This window comes from Mumia sp. ZJ1417, from assembly GCF_014127285.1.
In the GTDB taxonomy this organism is placed as follows: Bacteria; Actinomycetota; Actinomycetes; order Propionibacteriales; family Nocardioidaceae; genus Mumia.
The window spans coordinates 1,729,438-1,746,312 of the sequence record NZ_CP059901.1; the positions used below are offsets into that span (position 1 = coordinate 1,729,438).

Annotated in this window: 12 protein-coding genes; 6 read left to right on the forward strand and 6 right to left on the reverse strand. The window is 71.2% G+C overall.

What is annotated here, in order from left to right; all coding sequences use genetic code 11:
• Nucleotides 1-20 precede the first annotated feature (20 nt).
• The 4 genes from helR to H4N58_RS08320 all read right to left on the reverse strand — a co-directional run bounded on the left by helR (nt 21) and on the right by H4N58_RS08320 (nt 5,371).
• Nucleotides 21-2,210 (reverse strand): RNA polymerase recycling motor ATPase HelR, encoded by a 2,190-nt coding sequence (gene helR / locus H4N58_RS08305; protein WP_167251859.1) that lies wholly within the window; start codon nt 2,208-2,210, stop codon nt 21-23.
• Between the two features lie 174 nt (nt 2,211-2,384).
• On the reverse strand, nt 2,385-2,900 hold the full coding sequence (locus tag H4N58_RS08310) for a carbonic anhydrase (RefSeq protein ID WP_167008614.1): 516 nt from the start codon (nt 2,898-2,900) through the stop codon (nt 2,385-2,387).
• A gap of 9 nt (nt 2,901-2,909) precedes the next feature.
• Nucleotides 2,910-4,676 carry an MFS transporter gene (locus H4N58_RS08315; protein ID WP_243845172.1) on the reverse strand — a complete coding sequence of 589 codons (1,767 nt, stop codon included), beginning with the start codon at nt 4,674-4,676 and terminating at the stop codon, nt 2,910-2,912.
• Nucleotides 4,673-5,371: an LppX_LprAFG lipoprotein gene (locus H4N58_RS08320; protein ID WP_167251858.1), complete on the reverse strand. Its 699-nt coding sequence runs from the start codon at nt 5,369-5,371 to the stop codon at nt 4,673-4,675. Before H4N58_RS08320 ends, H4N58_RS08315 begins: the two co-directional genes overlap by 4 nt.
• 84 nt (nt 5,372-5,455) lie before the next feature.
• Here H4N58_RS08320 and H4N58_RS08325 point away from each other — a divergent pair, with 84 nt between their 5' ends.
• Entirely contained in the window at nt 5,456-5,878 is a 423-nt protein-coding gene (locus H4N58_RS08325; RefSeq protein ID WP_167251857.1) for a glyoxalase superfamily protein, read from the forward strand.
• Between the two features lie 8 nt (nt 5,879-5,886).
• Here H4N58_RS08325 and H4N58_RS08330 read toward each other — a convergent pair whose 3' ends face one another.
• Nucleotides 5,887-8,346, reverse strand: coding sequence for a DNA topoisomerase (ATP-hydrolyzing) subunit A (locus tag H4N58_RS08330; RefSeq protein ID WP_167251856.1), 2,460 nt, complete (start codon nt 8,344-8,346; stop codon nt 5,887-5,889).
• Between the two features lie 128 nt (nt 8,347-8,474).
• On the opposite strand from H4N58_RS08330, the gene H4N58_RS08335 reads away from it, so the two are divergent.
• The 5 genes from H4N58_RS08335 to H4N58_RS08355 all read left to right on the forward strand — a co-directional run bounded on the left by H4N58_RS08335 (nt 8,475) and on the right by H4N58_RS08355 (nt 16,175).
• Nucleotides 8,475-11,198 carry a GNAT family N-acetyltransferase gene (locus H4N58_RS08335; protein WP_167008626.1) on the forward strand — a complete coding sequence of 908 codons (2,724 nt, stop codon included), beginning with the start codon at nt 8,475-8,477 and terminating at the stop codon, nt 11,196-11,198.
• A 68-nt stretch (nt 11,199-11,266) separates the two neighbouring features.
• Nucleotides 11,267-11,899 carry a DUF5998 family protein gene (locus H4N58_RS08340; RefSeq protein WP_167008629.1) on the forward strand — a complete coding sequence of 211 codons (633 nt, stop codon included), beginning with the start codon at nt 11,267-11,269 and terminating at the stop codon, nt 11,897-11,899.
• Nucleotides 11,893-13,023 carry an alkaline phosphatase family protein gene (locus H4N58_RS08345; protein ID WP_243845171.1) on the forward strand — a complete coding sequence of 377 codons (1,131 nt, stop codon included), beginning with the start codon at nt 11,893-11,895 and terminating at the stop codon, nt 13,021-13,023. Before H4N58_RS08340 ends, H4N58_RS08345 begins: the two co-directional genes overlap by 7 nt.
• Before the next feature lie 52 nt (nt 13,024-13,075).
• Complete coding sequence (locus tag H4N58_RS08350; RefSeq protein WP_167251855.1) at nt 13,076-14,797, forward strand: FAD-dependent oxidoreductase; 1,722 nt, start codon at nt 13,076-13,078, stop codon at nt 14,795-14,797.
• Complete coding sequence (locus H4N58_RS08355; RefSeq protein ID WP_167251854.1) at nt 14,790-16,175, forward strand: adenylate/guanylate cyclase domain-containing protein; 1,386 nt, start codon at nt 14,790-14,792, stop codon at nt 16,173-16,175. The genes H4N58_RS08350 and H4N58_RS08355 overlap by 8 nt, the downstream gene beginning before the upstream one ends.
• A gap of 23 nt (nt 16,176-16,198) precedes the next feature.
• On the opposite strand, the gene H4N58_RS08360 is transcribed toward H4N58_RS08355, so the two are convergent.
• On the reverse strand, nt 16,199-16,855 hold the full coding sequence (locus H4N58_RS08360; RefSeq protein ID WP_167008638.1) for a thymidine kinase: 657 nt from the start codon (nt 16,853-16,855) through the stop codon (nt 16,199-16,201).
• Nucleotides 16,856-16,875: the final 20 nt, after the last annotated feature.

Below are 16,875 nucleotides of genomic sequence, written 5' to 3' on the forward strand. Positions count from 1 at the left end.
TCCTTTTGTCGGGTCGTACGTCAGGCGCTGGTGAGGATGACGAGCTGCTGCGTCGCACGCGTCATCGCGACGTAGCGGTCGACCGCGCCCTCGATGCCGGTCCCGAACGCCTCCGGGTCGATCAGGACGACCAGGTCGTACTCGAGCCCCTTCGACAGCTCCGGTGTGAGCAGCCGTACGCGATCGGTCGACGCGAGCACGGCGCTGTCGACCTCGCCGACGGCGATCACGCACGCGACGCCCTCGTCGTTCTCGGCGAGCCAGGACGCGAGGACCGTGTCGAGGTCGGCGGCGGTGCCGTACGCGACTGGGATGCCGCTCTCGCGGACGGACGTGGGGACGTTCGCGTCCGGCAGCACCGCGCGGATCACCGGCTCGGCCTCGGCCATGACCTCCTGCGGCGTGCGGTAGTTGATGCTCAGGGACGCGAGGTCGATCCGGTCGAACCCGACCCGTGTGAGCCGCTCCTCCCACGTCTCCGTGAACCCGTGGCGGGCCTGGGCCCGGTCGCCGACGATCGTGAGGCTGCGCGAGGGGCAGCGCAGCAGGAGCATCTGCCACTCGGCGTCGGTGAGCTCCTGAGCCTCGTCCACGACGATGTGCGCGAACGGCCCGGCGAGGACGTCCGGGTCGACGCGCTGCAAGACGGACTCGTCGACGAGCGAGTTCTGCATGTCCTGCTCGCGCAGCGTGGTCATGAGCAGCAGCTCGCTGTCGTCCGCCGCGATGAGCTCGTCGACGACGCGTGACATCTGCTCGCGTTCGGCGGCGAGCGTGGCTTCCTCGCGATGACGTCGCCGAGATGCTTCGGGGTCGCCGACGCGCTGCCGCGCGGCGTCGAGGAGCGGCAGGTCGGAGAGCGTCCAAGCCTGCGCGTCTGCCCGCAGGAGCATCGCGACCTCGTCGGGGTTCAGCCAGGGCGCGCACAGGCGCAGGTAGGCCCGCACCGTCCACAGGTCGCCGACGAGGTCGTCCGCCTCGATCATCGGCCACGCCTTCACGAGGGCCTCACGCAGCTCGGTGCTCTGCCCGAGCGCTCGGCGGATCTGGTCCGCGGAGACGTCTTCGTCCTCGTCCACGCCGTGCTTGTCGACGAGGATCGACAGCAGCGCGTCCCAGACCTCGTCGCGCGCCTCGTTGTGCGGCGTCCCGGGACTGGGCGTGCGGAAGGCCTCGGCCCAGTCGTCGGCGCTGAGCCAGACGTCGGACCACGGGGTCTCGACCTCCAGGCCCTGGGTGGGCGGCTCTTCATAGATGTCGACGGCGGCATCGATCGCCCGCACCATGTCCGCAGACGACTTCAGGCGGGCGACCTCAGGATCGGCCTCGGGCTCGACAGTTGCTCCCTCAGGGACGAGGTCACGCAGGGTGCAGGTCTGCACCCCCTCCTCGCCGAGGCTGGGCAGGACGTCCGAGACGTACGCGAGGTATGGCTGGTGCGGGCCGACGAAGAGGACACCGCCGCGACGATGGCCGAGTCGGGGGTCCGAGTAGAGGAGATGGGCCGTACGGTGCAGCGCGACCACCGTCTTGCCCGTCCCGGGACCTCCGTCGACCACGAGCGCGCCCCGCGAGCCTGCGCGGATGATGGCGTCCTGGTCGGCCTGGATGGTGCTCAGGACGTCACGCATCCGCTCGGTCCGGCTCCCGCCCAGGCTGGCGACGAAAGCCGACTGGTCGTCGAGGGCGGCGGCGTGGCCGGTGAACCCGTCAGGGGTGAACACCTCGTCCCAGTAGTCCGTGACCCGGCCACGGGTCCAGCGGTAGCGGCGTCGGCTCTCCAGACCCATCGGGTGGGCGTGGGTCGCCGCGAAGAAGGGCTCGGCGGCGGGGGAGCGCCAGTCGACGAGGAGGCGCCGGCCCCCGGCGTCGGTGAGGCCGAGACGACCGACGTACAAAGGCTCGGGGTCGTCTTCGGCGACGACGCGTCCGAGGCACAGGTCGAGCCCGAAGCGACGCAGCGTCCGTAGACGGCCGGTGAGCCGCCGGATCTCCGCGTCGCGCTCGACCGCGGCCTGGCCTTCGCGGGTGGGCTCCTTGCGGGCGGCGTCGAGGCGTTGGGACAGGTCAGCGACGGTCTGCTCGACGCAGGCGGCGATGGCACCGAAGTGCTCCACGTCCCGGGCGATCAGCGCCGGGTCGGCCTTCGCGGTGAGGTGGTCGGGCAGGTCGAAGGCAAGGGCGGTCTGACGGTGGTGCTGACGGGTCAAGGTGGCTCCGATCGCGGGCGAGGGCCACTGTGCAAGCGGCTCCGGCCGATGATTCTCCGCCACGACGGGGGGCTTGTTTCAAGCCCCGGGGTCGGCTATACCTTGGAAGTGGAGAGGGATGCATTCCCTCTCCATTCCCATGTCAGACGCTGAGCCGTCACAGGCTGGGCCACCTCACACGACGTGCTCGAGCAGCCCCGTGTCGACGTCATAGAGGAACCCGCCCGCGCGCACGTGCGACGGGATCAGCGGGTGCGAGTCGATCTTGTGCACCGACTCCGCGAGCTCGGCGCGCTGGTCGTTGATCGCGCCGAGGAACATCCAGGTCGCGTCCGTCCCGGTCGCCTCGCCGATGCGGGCCTGGAGCCCCGACTCCGACGCGCTCGCCATGGCGCAGCGGGTGTGCTCGACGACCATCACGCGGTCCACCTGGAGCAGGTTGGCGCTCAGGACGAGGGCGACGAGCACCTGCTCGGTCACGCGGCCGCCTGGGTTGCGCAGGATCTTGGCGTCGCCGGGAGCCAGACCGACCATCTGCAGGGGGTCGATCCGCGAGTCCATGCAGGTCACGATCGCGACGCCCGCGCGGGCGACGCCGTCGAAGCCGGCGAGGTCGAAGGAGTCGGCGTACGAGCGGTTCGCGGCCAGCAGGTCGTCGAAGCCGCGCGGGTCCGAAGATGACGAAGGCATGGTCCGAACCTAGTCGCCGGCGCCGCCCTCGGTGACCGCGGTACGCGATGTGAGAAGCAGGACCGAGGCGACGGCCGCGATCCCCGCGCACACTGCCGCGCCTGTGAACACGGTGCTGAGCTGCACGATCCCCGCGTCGATCATCGCGTCGTTGTAGGCGTCGCAAGTCGTCGCCGAGCCTGGGCAGAGCTCGGACAGCGGAGGGATCCGGGTCACCGCGTCGTGGTAGGCCCGCAGGCCCCACGAGGTCAGCACCGAGATCCCGACGAGCATGCCGACCATGCGTGCGACCACGACGAGCGCAGACGCGATGCCGTGAGCGGCGTCGGGCGTCGCGTCGAGCAGTGCCGCATTGACCGGAGCGACGGCGAGACCGAATCCGAGGCCAGCCAGGGCGAGCGCGACCGAGGAGGTCGGGTGGGTGAGGGCGTCGCGCTCCCACGCCGACATCACCACGAAGCAGCCGCAGGCCAGCGCCATGCCGGCCCCGGCGACCCACGCGGGACGGACGCGCCTCGTCGCGTAGCCGCCGGCGATCGCGCCGACCGGCAACGCCACGAGGAACTGCACGAGCACGAGCGCGGCCCCGAGCTGCGAGCCACGGTGCTCGGTCAGGCGCGCGAAGAACGGCACGTCGACCAGTGCCGCGATCAGCGCTGACCCGACGAAGAACGAGACCACCAGCGAGCCCCAGGCCGGACGAGCGGCGCTCAGCGTCCTGCGGGGGACGAGCGGCGTCGTCGCCGTCCGCTGCCGCCAGACGAACGCCGCCGTCGCGACGACGGCGCCGCCGAGCAGCAGCGGCGCAGCGGGCGACACGACGCTGTTCTCCGGATCGGCCGAGGCGAACGTGACGATCACGCAGCCCAGCGCCGCCCCGAGGAGCAACGCACCCCACAGGTCGACCGTACGGGCGGTGGCGGGCCACGTGCGCAAGGCGACGAGCGGGCGTCGCGCGGTCAGCTCCCGTACGACGAAGGCAGCGGCCAGTGCATACGTCACGAGCGCGACCGGGCTGGTCCAGCGCAGCTCTCCGACGACCGGGAGGAAGAGCGTGCCGAGCTCGACGTCGTTGCGCAGCGGTGCGGGCTGGGCCAGCGTGAGGGCGAGCGCGGCCACCGCCAGGACGGCGAGCACGGCTCCGAGGACGTCGGGGAAGCCGTGGGCCTCGCGGCGCGGCACAGCGCCTCGCGTCCGTCCGGTGGCGAGGATCGCGCCTGCGAGGACGAGACCCGCCGCGCAGTTCAGCCAGAAGATCGCCCGCCAGTCCGCGACGGCCAGGACCGCCGCACCGTACAAGGGGCCGATGACGCTCCCAAGCTCCTGCACCGCACCCACGATGCCGAGCGGCACGCCACGCCGCCGTGGCGGCCACAGGTCGGCGACCAGCGCGAGCGTCGCCGGGACGAGGCCGCCACCGCCGACTCCCTGCAGGAACCGCCCGGCCACCATCGGCACCAGTCCGTCGGCCGCTGCCGTCACCACCGAGCCGATTGCGAACAGCACCAGTGACCCGACCAGGACTGGGCGGCGGCCCCGCAGGTCGGCGATCCGACCGACCAGCGGCAGCACCGCGACGTACCCGAGCAAGAAGCCCGACACGATCGGCGCGGCGCGCTGGAGCTCGTCCAGCCCGAGCCCGCCGGCCGCCATCATGTCCGGCAGCGCCATCACGACGACGTAGGTGTCCGCAGCGGCGAACGCGACCGCGACGGCGGCCAGGCCGAGGAGGACCCGCGCCGCACGTCCGGCCGGGGCGGCGGCGCCTTCGCTCACGGTGCGGTGATCTCGACCGGGTCGTCCGACGCCGTGACCGCGACCGTGTAGGTCACCGGCTCGTCGGCGTCGTAGAAGAGTCCGTCGAGCACGACGTCACGCAGCTCGTCGTCGTCGGTCAGCCGGTAGGTCGCGTCGAAGCTCTCGCCCTCCTGTGCCGTCGGAATGAGCGTACGGACGACCGAGCCGGGGATCGTCCCGGTGATCGTCGTGAGGACCTCGCGCCCGTCGCGGCTCTCACCGTCCTCCTTGAGACCGTCGGTCTCGGTGAGCAGCGAGGAGATGCCGCCGTCGGTCTTCATCAGCGTGGCGGGGTCCGGGGCACCGAGGGAGGTGGGATCCATCGGCACGAAGTCGGGGGAGAAACCTGTCTTGACGAGCACGGCGTCGTCGACCGAGACGACCTCGGCACCGACCGGGACACCCTTGAGCGACACCTTCACCGTGCCCTCGAAGGCGGGGGAGTGGTTGCCCTTGCCCTGGGCCTCGAGAAGCCCAGTGACCCCCGACGGAAGCTTCTCGGTGGAGAGCGAGAGCGCGAGGCTCTCGGCGTCGTCGAGAGTCGCGCGCGCGGCCGCGAGCCGGTCCGAGAGATCGGCTCCCGTCGAGGCGTCGTCACCGTCGTCTCCTGAACAGCCCGACGCTGCGAAGGCAAGGAGGGACAGGACGGTCGCCGTCGTGGCACGCTTCAGCATGGGCGTCAGCATAGGCGCACGAAGAATCGTCCCGGATGCGGTGGGAGAAGTTCGCTCCGAGCGGGACGGGACGAGGGGAGCAACGTGGACTGGAAGCTCGAGAACATCATCCTGGGAGTCACTGACGTCGACCGCGCCAAGGAGTTCTACGCCGATCGCGTGGGCTTCCACCTCGACGTGGACCACCAGCCGAACGACCACTTCCGGGTCGTGCAGCTCACCCCGGTCGGGTCGGCGTGCTCGATCACGTTCGGAGTCGGCCTGGGTGGCGCAGCGCCTGGCGCGACGAAGGGGATCCACCTCGTCGTCGACGACATCGAGGCCGCCCACGCCGACCTGGAGTCGCGGGGCGTCGAGAACACGGGCATCCAGAACTTCGCGCAGGGCGCGCCGACGCCCGGTGTCGATCCCCAGCGCCGCGACTTCATGTCGTACGTCTACTTCGACGACCCGGACGGCAACTCGTGGGTGGTCCAGGAGGCGCACCACGCCTCCGGGACCACCTGACCGGCGGGTCAAGCGAGCTGGGTCGCCACCGGGCTGCCGACGTCGAGGATCGGGTGGGCGAGCGGGACGCCCGAGCCGTCACGTCGCGGATCGACGTCGGGCAGCTCGGCGGGCGCACCTCCGGACCCGGACGCCATCGCGGGACCGCGACCTGCCCAAGCCAGCACGAGCGCGTCCTCGCCCTTGAGCAGGCGGTGGCAGCGCACACCACCAGTCGCGCGACCCTTGGCCGGGAACGCGCTGAACGGCGTGACCTTGACCGAGCCCGACTCCGCGCCCGGCAGCGCGTCAGAGGCCCCGGCGATCGTCACGACCTCGGCGTCGTCCGCCGGGTCGAACGCACCGAAGAAGAGCGCCGACGCCCCGGGGGCCAGCTTGACGCCGGCCATGCCCGATCCCGTACGACCCTGGGGACGCACGGAGGTGGCAGGGAAGTGCAGCAGCTGGGCATCGGTGGTGAGGAAGCAGAGCTCCTCGTCACCGGTGGCCAGCTGGCGGATGCCGACGACCTGGTCGCCGTCGGCGAGCGCCACGACCTCCCAGTCGTCCTTGCTGGGCAGGTATTCGGGCTTGACCCGCTTGACCACACCCCGACGCGTGCCGAGGGCGAGACCGGGCGAGTCGGTGTCGAAGTTGGTCAGGGCCAGCGCGCGCTCGCCGTCGCGCAGCGCAAGGACCTCTACGAGGGGGAGCCCGCCCTGGAGGTTGGGCGCGGCGGCGGTCGGGGGCAGCCCCGGTAGGTCGAGGACGCCGAGCTTGATCACCCGTCCGTGCGACGTGAGCAGGCCGATCTCGCCTCGCGCCGTCGTGCGGACGACCGAGGCGATGACGTCGTGCTGGTGACGGTGAGCCACGTCGATCTCGGGGACGGTGTCGTCGGCCGTACGGGCGAGCAGCCCGCTCGCCGACAGCAGCACGAAGCACGGGTCGTCGGCGACCTCGAGCGGCACGGCCGCCGTGACGGTGTGGCCGGCGCTCTGGAGCAGCACCGTACGGCGGGGGGTGCCGAACTTCTTGGCGATCTCACCCAGCTCGGTCGAGACGATGCCGCGCAGCAGCTTGTCATCGGAGAGGATCGCGTCGAGCTCCTCGATCGTCGCGCGCAGCTCGTCGGCCTCGCGCTCGAGCTCGATCTGGGAGAAGCGCGTCAGCCGACCGAGCTGGAGGTCGAGGATGTACTCGGCCTGCTTCTCGGAGAGCTCAAAAACCTCCATCAGGCGGCCGTGCGCGTGGCGACGGTCGTCGCTGGAGCGGATCAGTGCGATCACCTCGTCGATGTCGACGATCGCGACCAGCAGGCCCTCGACCAGGTGGAGGCGCGCGGCGGCCTTGTCACGACGGAACTGGCTGCGACGGCGGATGACGACGATGCGGTGCTCGAGGAAGACCTCCAGCAGCTCCTTGAGCCCGAGCGTGCGAGGCTGCCCGTCGACGAGTGCGACGTTGTTGATGCCGAACGAGTCCTCCATCGGCGTCATCTTGTAGAGCTGGGCGAGGACGGCGTCGGGGTTGAAGCCGTTCTTGATCTCGATGACGAGGTTGAGGCCCTGGGAGTCGGTGAGGTTCTTGAGGTCGGAGATGCCCTGGAGCTTCTTGGACTGCACGAGCGTCTTGATGCGCTCGATGACCTTCTCGGGGCCCACGTTGTAGGGGAGCTCGGTGACGACGATGCCCTTGCGGCGCGGAGTGACGTTCTCGACGCGTGCGGTCGCACGCATCACGAACTTGCCTCGGCCCGTCGCGTACGCCTCGCGGATGCCGTCGAGGCCGACGATCTTGCCGCCGGTCGGCAGGTCGGGTCCGGGGACGAAGCGCATGAGGTCGTCGAGGGACGCCTCAGGCTTCTTGATGAGGTGGCGCAGCGCCTGGACGACCTCGATCAGGTTGTGCGGGGCCATGTTGGTGGCCATGCCGACGGCGATGCCGGCGGCGCCGTTGACCAGGAGGTTGGGGATCGCCGCCGGGAGCACCGACGGCTCCTCCTCGCGGCCGTCGTAGTTGGGCTTGAAGTCGACGGTGTCCTCGTCGATGGACGCGGTCATCGCGAGCGCGGGATGGTCCATCCGGCACTCGGTGTAGCGCATGGCGGCGGGTCCGTCGTCGGGCGAGCCGAAGTTGCCGTGGCCGTCGACGAAGGGCAGACGCAGCGACCAGGGTTGGACGAGCCGCACAAGGGCGTCGTAGATCGCGCCGTCGCCGTGCGGGTGGAGCCGACCCATCACCTCGCCGACGACGCGGGCGCTCTTGACGTGACCGCGGTCGGGCCGCAGGTTCATGTCGTCCATCGTGTAGAGGATGCGGCGCTGGACCGGCTTGAGCCCGTCACGCGCGTCGGGCAGGGCCCGCGAGTAGATCACCGAGTAGGCGTACTCGAGGAAGCTCGAGCGCATCTCCTCGCGCACGTCGATGTCGACGATGTGCTCCTCGAAGTCCTCGGGGGGCGGTGCGCTCGGCGTACGGCGGGCCATGCACGTCCTTTCTGTGGCGTGCCCTGCACGGGCGCGCTGTGGCGGCTGTCAGAAACCCTAGGCCATGACTCCGACGCTCCCGGGTTGCGGCGGCACGGGGCTAGGGTTCAGACGGTAGATTCTGGCGTGTGGCCGACGAACCTGCCGTACCCGATGAGCGACTTCCCGACGAGCGCTACCCCGAGCACTGGGAGGCCGACGTCGTGCTGCGAGACGGCGGCGCCGCCCATCTGCGGCCGATCACGGCCGAGGACAGTGAGGAGCTCGTCCGTTTCTACGCCCGCGTCTCCGAGCAGTCGAAGTACTACCGCTTCTTCGCCCCGTACCCGAAGCTGTCCGACCGCGACGTCAAGCGCTTCACCCACGTCGACTACCAGAAGCGCGTCGCCTTCGTCGTGACGATCGGCGCCAGCATCATCGCGGTGGGCCGCTACGACGCGGTCGCCGAAGGCGAGGCCGAGGTGGCGTTCCTCGTCGAGGACGACCAGCAGGGCCGCGGGCTCGGCCAGCTCCTTCTCGAGCACCTGGCGCAGGCGGGGCGCGAGATGGGGATCCACCGGTTCGTCGCCGACGTGCTCCCCGAGAACGTCCGGATGATCCAGGTCTTCCGCGACCAGGGCTATCAGGTCGAGCGCAGCGTCGCCGACGGCGTGATGCGCCTGGTCTTCTCCATCGACCCGACAGAGACGGCAATCGGCGTCATGCAGTCGCGCGAGCACCGCGCGGAGGCCGCGTCGATCGAGCGGTTCTTCAACGCCCGCAGCGTCGCCGTGGTCGGCGCGAGCCGCCGCCAGGACACGATCGGCCAGGGCATGATCCGCAACCTCGTGCTCGGCGACTTCGCCGGAGCGGTCTACGCGGTCAACCCGCAGGCCGAGGCGGTCTCGGGCCTTCCGGCGTACAAGACCGTCCAGGACATCCCCGGCGAGGTCGACCTCGCGGTCATCGCGGTCCCGGCGGAGTCGGTCCCCGAGGTCGTGCTGGACTGCGCGGCCAAGGGCGTCCACGGCCTCGTCGTCATCTCGTCGGGCTTCGCCGAGATCGGCGACGAGGGGCGCCGGCGTCAGCGTCGCCTGGTCGGTCTCGCACGGTCGTACGGGCTTCGCCTGGTCGGACCCAACTGCCTCGGCGTCATCAACACGTCCTCGCGCGTACGGCTCAACGCGTCGCTGTCGCCGATCATCCCGCCGCGCGGGCGCGTCGGGTTCTTCTGCCAGTCCGGTGCGCTCGGGCTGGCAATCCTCGAGAACGTCGATCGCCGCGGTCTCGGGCTGTCCACGTTCGTCTCCGCCGGCAACCGCGCCGACGTCTCCGGCAACGACCTCCTCCAGTACTGGGAGGAAGACGACGCGACCGAGGTCGTCCTCCTCTATCTCGAGTCGATCGGCAACCCGCGCAAGTTCTCCCGCATCGCGCGTCGTGTCGGCCGCCGCAAGCCCATCGTCGCGGTGAAGTCGGGCCGCTCGACGCAGGGTGTCCCGGTCGGCCACGCGGTCCGCAAGACGACCGCCCCGCAGTCGGCGGTGGACGCGATGTTCCGCCAGGCCGGCGTGATCCAGGTCGACACGCTCGACGAGATGTTCGACGTCGCGCAGCTGCTCGCCCACCAGCCGCTGCCGCGGGGCCCTCGTGTCGCCGTCGTCGGCAACTCCGACGCGCTCGCGCTGCTGGTCGCCGACGCGGCGACCGCAGCGGGCCTCAAGGTCGCCGATCCCGTGGCCCTGGGCGCCAACGCCGGCGGAGACGACTTCGAGCGTGCCCTCGACGCGGCGATCGACAATCCCGACGTCGACGCGATCGTCGCCGTCTACATCCCGCCGGTCAACACCACCGGCGAGGACGTCGCGAACGTGCTCGCGGCGGTGGGGGAGCAGTCCGACAAGCCCCTCGTCTCGACCTTCCTCGGCTCCGAGGGCGTTCCGGAGCTGCTGCGCGTCCCCGACGTCGAGGGCGCCGCCGGCCGCGGATCGGTGCCGTCATACTCGGCGCCGGAGTCGGCGGTGCGTGCGCTGGCCCGCGTCGTCAGCTATGCGGCGTGGGCGGGCCGCGACCAGGGGGTGATCGCCCACTACGAGGACGTCGACCGCGAGGCCGCGAGCGAGATCGTCCGCGCCGCGCTGACCCGTACGCCCGACGGCGGGTGGCTCGACGACGACGAGGTGCATCGCCTGCTGCGCCTGTACGGCATCGACCTCTGGGACTGGTTCCGGGCGCCGACGCTTGATGCGGCGGTCGCTGCCGGCGAGCAGCTCGGCTGGAACGTCGTCCTCAAGGCGACCGCCGACACTGTGCGCGCCCGCCCCGACATGACGCACGTGTGGCGCAACATCTCCGATGCCCACGACATGCGCGAGGCGTGGTCGGCGATGACCGACTACATCGGCCCGCCCGAGCGTGCGTTGTTCGTCGTCCAGAAGATGGCGCCTCCCGGCGTCCCGATGTCGATCCGTACGGTCGAGGACCCGCTGTTCGGGCCGCTGCTGTCGTTCGCGCTGTCGGGTGCCGCCAGCGACCTGCTCGAGGACCGGTCTTACCGGATCCCGCCGGTCACCGACGTCGACGCCGCCGAGATGATCCGCGAGCTCAAGTCGGCCCCGCTGCTGTTCGGCTACCGGGGTGGCCCGCGCGCCGACCTCGATTCCGTGGAGGACCTGCTCCAGAGGGTCGCCGCGCTCAAGGACGACCTGCCGGAGGTGGCGGAGATCAACCTCGAGCCGGTGCTCGCCGGGCAGGACGGCTACCGCGTGCTGAAGGCCAAGGCGCGGGTGGCACAGCCGGTCGACAACCGGCGCGACTGGTACGTCCGGCGGCTCAGCACGCCTGCCGGGCTCGGCGACACCATGGCCCGCTGATGAGATGGCGCCGGTCGGTTGTGGGGACAGGCTCACATGGCGTCGATGACAGTGGGACACTGGGAAGCATGGCCAACCGACACCCCTCGCCGCAGCGCACCGAGAGCGGCGAGCAACCCCGCGACCGTACGGCTGAGCTGACCGCCGACATCGAGAAGACCGGCTACTACCCCCAGGTGGTCACGGCGGGGATCGACGACGCGCTCGCGGGTGAACCGGTGGTGGCCTACGTGCTGCACCACGAGCCGACCTTCGACCGTGAGGAGGTTCGGCGCCACATGACCGTCCTCACGCTCACGCCGTCGCGGCTGGTGCTCGCGCACACCGACGAGCACTCCGCCGACGACGTGCTGCCTGAGCCCTACACCTCGACGACGACCGAGGCCGTGCCGCTGCGGACGGTCGACTCCGTCGTGGTGACCCGCACCGTCCCGATGGCCACGGCGGTCGGTGCAGTGTCCGCGCGCGACACGGCCGAGGTCGTGCTCACGATCGGCTGGGGAGCCGTGCGCCGCCTCGACCTCGAGCCTGCCGGCTGCTCCGATCCCGACTGCGAGGCCGACCACGGCTACACGGGCTCGACGACGGCCGACGACTTCTCGCTCCGCGTGAGCGCTGCCGCCGACGGCGGCGGTGCCGTGCAGCGTCTCCTTGCCTTCTCTCGGGAGCTGTCTGCAGCGACGAGCCGTCCGCGGTGGTGACAGCAACCGGGACACCGCTGCCCTCCACCGACTACCACGGCCGCAGCCTCACGTCGGTCCTGCCCAGCGTCGCCGCCGCGATGGGCGTGCCGAGCTGGGCCGACACGCTCAGGCTGCCCGAGGCGGCGCGCTACGTCGTGGTCCTCGTCGACGGGCTCGGCTACGACCTGCTCCTCGAGCACGCTGACATTGCCCCCTACCTGAGCTCGCTCGTCGATCGCGCGCCGCTGCTGTCGGGCCTGCCGTCGACGACGGCGACGAGCCTCACCTCGCTGGGGACGGGCCTCGCGCCGGGGACGCACGGTGTGGTCGGCTACACCAGCCGGATCCCGGGCACTGACCGCGTGATGAACTCCCTGCGCTGGGACCCTCAGGTCGACCCGGCCCAGTGGCAGCCGTACCCGACGATGTTCGAGCGCATCGACGCGGCCGGCATCCCGACGTCCGCCGTCAACAAGGCCGAGTTCGAGGGCTCCGGCCTGACGGTGTGCAGCCAGGGCGGGGTGCCGTTCCACCCGATCAGCTCCGTGTACGAGAGGCTCGATGTCGTCGTCGAGGCCTCCGAGGCGACCCCGAGCTCGCTCGTCTACACGTACGAGTCGACCCTCGACCACACCGGGCACGAGAAGGGCTGCACGTCGCCGGAGTGGCGTGACCGGCTCCGCGGGATCGACCGCGACCTGGCCGATCTGCGTGACGCGCTCGCCCCGGGGACCGCGATGCTCGTGACCGCCGACCACGGCATGCTCGACCTGCCCAAGGCAGGCCGGTTCGACGTCGAGGCCGAGCCGGCCATGCTCACCGACGTCGTGGTGTTCGCCGGAGAGGCGCGGTTCCGCCATCTCTACACGCGCTCGGGCACCGAGCTCGACGTCGCCGAGAGGTGGCGTGAGCGTGTGGGCGACCAGGCGCTGGTCGTGACGCGGGACGAGGCCGAGGCTGCGGGCTGGTTCGGCCAGATCGAGGACTCCGTACGCCCCCGGATCGGCGACGTGCTCGTGGCGTCGCTCGGCGACTTCGGCGTGTTCTCGTCGCGTCACTTCGCGATCGAGCTGCTGATGTCGGGCTTCCACGGGTCGGTCACCCCGGCCGAGATGCGCATCCCGCTGCTCGTCGACCTGTAGACGCGGTGAAAGTGGCTGGGCTGCGACGCCGCTGGGTCACTAGCGTCGAGTCATGGCCCACGCCCGCGTGCGAGGCGCCGCGCGTCCCCTGCTCCTCGCGGTCGATCGCGACCCTGCCTCCCTCGAGCGACTCGAGGGAGAGCTCGAGCGCGCCTTCGGCAACGGCTACCGGGTCCGCGCGGAGCTGACGGCGGCCGAGGCCGTACGCACGCTGGAGCGCGCCCACGACAACGCTGCCCCGGTCGCGGTGGTGCTGGTCGACCACGCGTTCGCCCCGGACGAGCGCGACACGATCCTGACGACCGCCCGCACGCTGCATCCGGACGCCCGTCGCGCGCTGCTCGTCGAGTGGGGCGACTGGAAGAGTCGCGAGATCGCTCGCACGATCCTGTCCGCGGTGGCGGTCGGCGACGTCAGCTACTACGTGCTCAAGCCGTGGACGACGCGCGACGAGCTGTTCCACCGTACGGTCGCGGAGTTCGTGCAGGAGTGGTCCCGCAGCGACGCGACGACGATGCGCGAGGTCGTCGTGGTTGCGGGACGCAGCTCGCCCCGCGCGGCGGAGGTCCGGAGCCTGCTCGTACGCAACGGCGTGCCGCACGCCTATCGCGAACGCGGGACGGATCTGGCCGACCGGGTCGAGCGCGTGGTCCGCCAGCGCGGACACGACCTCTCGGGCGTGGACGTGCTGGTCACCATGCCGGCGATCGCGGGCGCACCGGTCCTCACCGATCCGAGCGACGTCGAGATCGCCGAGGCCTGGGGCGTCAGGACCACGCTCGACGACGACCGCGCGTTCGACCTGGTGGTTGTGGGTGCGGGACCGGCTGGGCTCGCGACGTCGGTCTACGGCTCGTCGGAGGGTCTGCGCACGCTCGTCGTGGAGAGCGAGGCGATCGGCGGGCAGGCGGGGTCGAGCTCGCTCATCCGCAACTATCTCGGCTTCTCGCGCGGGATCAGCGGCGCGGAGCTCGCGCAGCGCGGCTATCAGCAGGCGTGGGTCTTCGGAGCGCACGTGCTGCTGATGCGTGAGGTCGTCGGGCTGCGGCCGCTGGGTGCGGGGTTCGAGGTGGAGATCGCCGAGCTCGGCTCGGTCACGGCGCGAGCGGTCGTGCTGGCGAGCGGTGTCTCGTACCGGCGGCTCGGCGTCGCTGCGCTCGAGGCGCTCACCGGTGCCGGCGTGTTCTATGGCGCGAGCGTGTCCGAGGCGCACGCAATGACGGGGCGCAGGGCTGTCGTCGTCGGAGGCGGCAACTCGGCGGGGCAGGCCGTGCTCCACCTCGCCCGCTACTGCGAGAAGGTCACGCTCGCCGTCCGCGCCGAGACGCTGGAGTCCGGGATGTCGCAGTACCTCGTCGACGCCATCGATGCTGCGGAGGTCGTCGAGGTGCGGACCGAGGTCGAGGTCGTCGGTGGTGGGGGCGACGGCTGGCTCGAGCACGTCGTGCTCCGCGACCGTCGTACGGGGCTCGACACGGAGCCCTTGCGGACGGACGGGCTGTTCGTGATGATCGGTGCCCAGCCTCGTACGGACTGGCTCCCGGACGGCATCCGGCGCGACGCACGGGGGTTCGTCCTCGCCGGCACGGACGCCGCGGCCTCCGGAGCGTGGCCCCGCGAGCGGCCACCGCGGCCGTACGAGACGACGATGCCCGGCGTGTTCGTCGTCGGCGACCTGCGCAGCGGCTCGGTCAAGCGGGTCGCGGCGGCTGTCGGCGAGGGCTCTGTGGTGGTCTCGCAGGTCCACGAGTGTCTGGCGGCGGACGATGCCTGAGCGACGCGCGGCCGGGCCCGGCGTGACCGGGCGCACCGGCGTGGTCGCGCTCGCGGTCTCGCTCGCGCTCCCGCTGGTCGGTCTGGCGCTGCTTCTCTGGCAGCCCGAGATCGACGTCGCGTGGGAGGACCACCCCGCGCACTTCTGGCTCGTGCTCGCTGCCGCCGTGGTCGGGGCGCTGATCGCGTACGCGATGGGTGCCGCGGCGCTCCAGCGCGGGGACGCGCGTGTCCTGCTGGCCTCGTACGCGTTCTTCGTCACGGCGGCGTTCCTCGGACTCCACGCACTCGCGACTCCCGGCGTGCTCCTGACCACCCCGAACGCGGGTTTCGTGCTCGCGACGCCCGTCGGTCTCGTGCTCGGCGCGGTGTTCGCGGTGTGGTCGGGGAGCGACCTCGGTGGGGAGCAGGACGTGGCGATCGTACGCCGGGCGCCGCTGCTGCGGGCCGCGATCGTCGTGGTGGTGGCCGGGTGGGCCGCCCTGTCGCTCATCCGGGTCTGGCCGCTGGACGAAGGCGTCGTGCCCGAGCAGGTCGACGGCGTGCTCGCGGCGACGGCCGGTGCGGCGGTCGTCGGGTTCGCCGTGGCGGCGTGGCGCTACCTGCGCCTGTGGCGCGAAGGCCGTGCGGCGCTACCGCTCGCGGTCGCGTCGGCCTTCGTGCTGCTCGCGGAGGCGTCCGTGGCGGTCGCGTTCTCCCGGAACTGGCACCTGTCGTGGTGGGAGTGGCACGTCCTGATGCTTGCCGCGGTCCTGCTCGTCGCGCTCGTGGCGCGGTCGCAGTGGCACGAGGAGCGGTTCGCGGCGCTCTATCTCAAGGACACCACCGAGGGGGAGCGCGAGATGAGCATCCTGTTCGCCGACCTCCAGGGGTTCACGACGTTCTCCGAGGCGCACGAGCCGCGCGAGGTCACGCAGATGCTCAACGCGTACTTCGAGGTCGCGGTGCCCGCGGTGGCGGGACGGTACGGCGGCGACGTGGACCGGATCATCGGCGACGCGCTCATGGTCACCTTCAACCGGCGGGGCGACCAGCCGGACCACGCGCGGCGGGCGGCGCTCGCCGGACTCGCGCTGCAGGAGGCGACCGCGACCGTGCTCGCGGAGAATCCCGGCTGGCCGACCTTCCGTGTCGGGATCAACTCCGGGCCCGTCTCCGTGAGCGTGCTCGGCACCGCCGGAGGGCGTACGCACACGGTCATCGGCGACACCGTCAACACCGCGTCGCGCATCGAGGGCAAGGCACCTGCGGGCGGGGTCGCGGTGAGCGCGGCGACGCTCGCGCTGTTGCCCGACGCCGAGGCGGAGCCGCTGGGCTTCCTGGAGCTGAAGGGGAAGTCCGAGCCGGTCGAGGTGTTCCGGCTGCTGTCGGTGGGCTGACGGCTCAGGCCGCGGCCGGGAGCTCAGCCGTTGAAGGGCAGCGGGTCGTTCAGCGTGGTGACGGCGCGGGCACGCGCGGTGGTCATGCGGCGACGGTGGTGCTGGCGGCACAGCACCTCGTACCCGACGTTCGGTGTCGGCTGACCGGGATCGTCGACGTCGCCGACGACGATCTGGTCGCCCTCGGTCACCATGATGCCGTTCTCCGTACGGGCGTTGTGGGTCGCGCGCTTGCCGCACCAGCACAGCGCCTCCACCTGGAGCGGCTGGATGCGGTCGGCGAGCTCGACGAGTCGTGCGGAGCCCTCGAAGAGGTATGCCCTGAAGTCGGTGAGGATCCCGAACGCGAACACGTCGATCTGCAGCTCGTCGGCGATCCGGGCCAGCGCCTCCACCTGGGCGGCGGTGTAGAACTGGGCCTCGTCGCAGATCAGGTAGTCGATCCGGCCGCCCGCGGTGAGCGAGCCGACGATGTGGTCCCAGAAGTCGAAGTCGGAGTCGACCTCGTACGCCTCGGTCCACAGGCCGAGGCGGCTCGACAGCCGACCACCGCCCGCGCGGTCGTGACTGGTGAAGATCCGTCCGACCCTTCCACGCGCTGCGTGGTTGTGATTGGTCTGCAGGGCCAGCGTGGACTTCCCGCTGTCCATCGTCCCGGTGAAGAAGAGCAAGCTCGCCACGAGGGACGAGGTTACCGTGT

Excerpts from the sequence above, each read along its gene's own strand:
- H4N58_RS08310 (WP_167008614.1), bottom strand. The coding sequence starts at position 2,900 with ATGCCTTCGTCATCTTCGGACCCGCGCGGCTTCGACGACCTGCTGGCC.
- H4N58_RS08320 (WP_167251858.1), bottom strand. The coding sequence starts at position 5,371 with ATGCTGAAGCGTGCCACGACGGCGACCGTCCTGTCCCTCCTTGCCTTC.
- H4N58_RS08330 (WP_167251856.1), bottom strand. The coding sequence starts at position 8,346 with ATGGCCCGCCGTACGCCGAGCGCACCGCCCCCCGAGGACTTCGAGGAG.
- H4N58_RS08340 (WP_167008629.1), top strand. The coding sequence starts at position 11,267 with ATGGCCAACCGACACCCCTCGCCGCAGCGCACCGAGAGCGGCGAGCAA.
- H4N58_RS08350 (WP_167251855.1), top strand. The coding sequence starts at position 13,076 with ATGGCCCACGCCCGCGTGCGAGGCGCCGCGCGTCCCCTGCTCCTCGCG.
- H4N58_RS08355 (WP_167251854.1), top strand. The coding sequence starts at position 14,790 with ATGCCTGAGCGACGCGCGGCCGGGCCCGGCGTGACCGGGCGCACCGGC.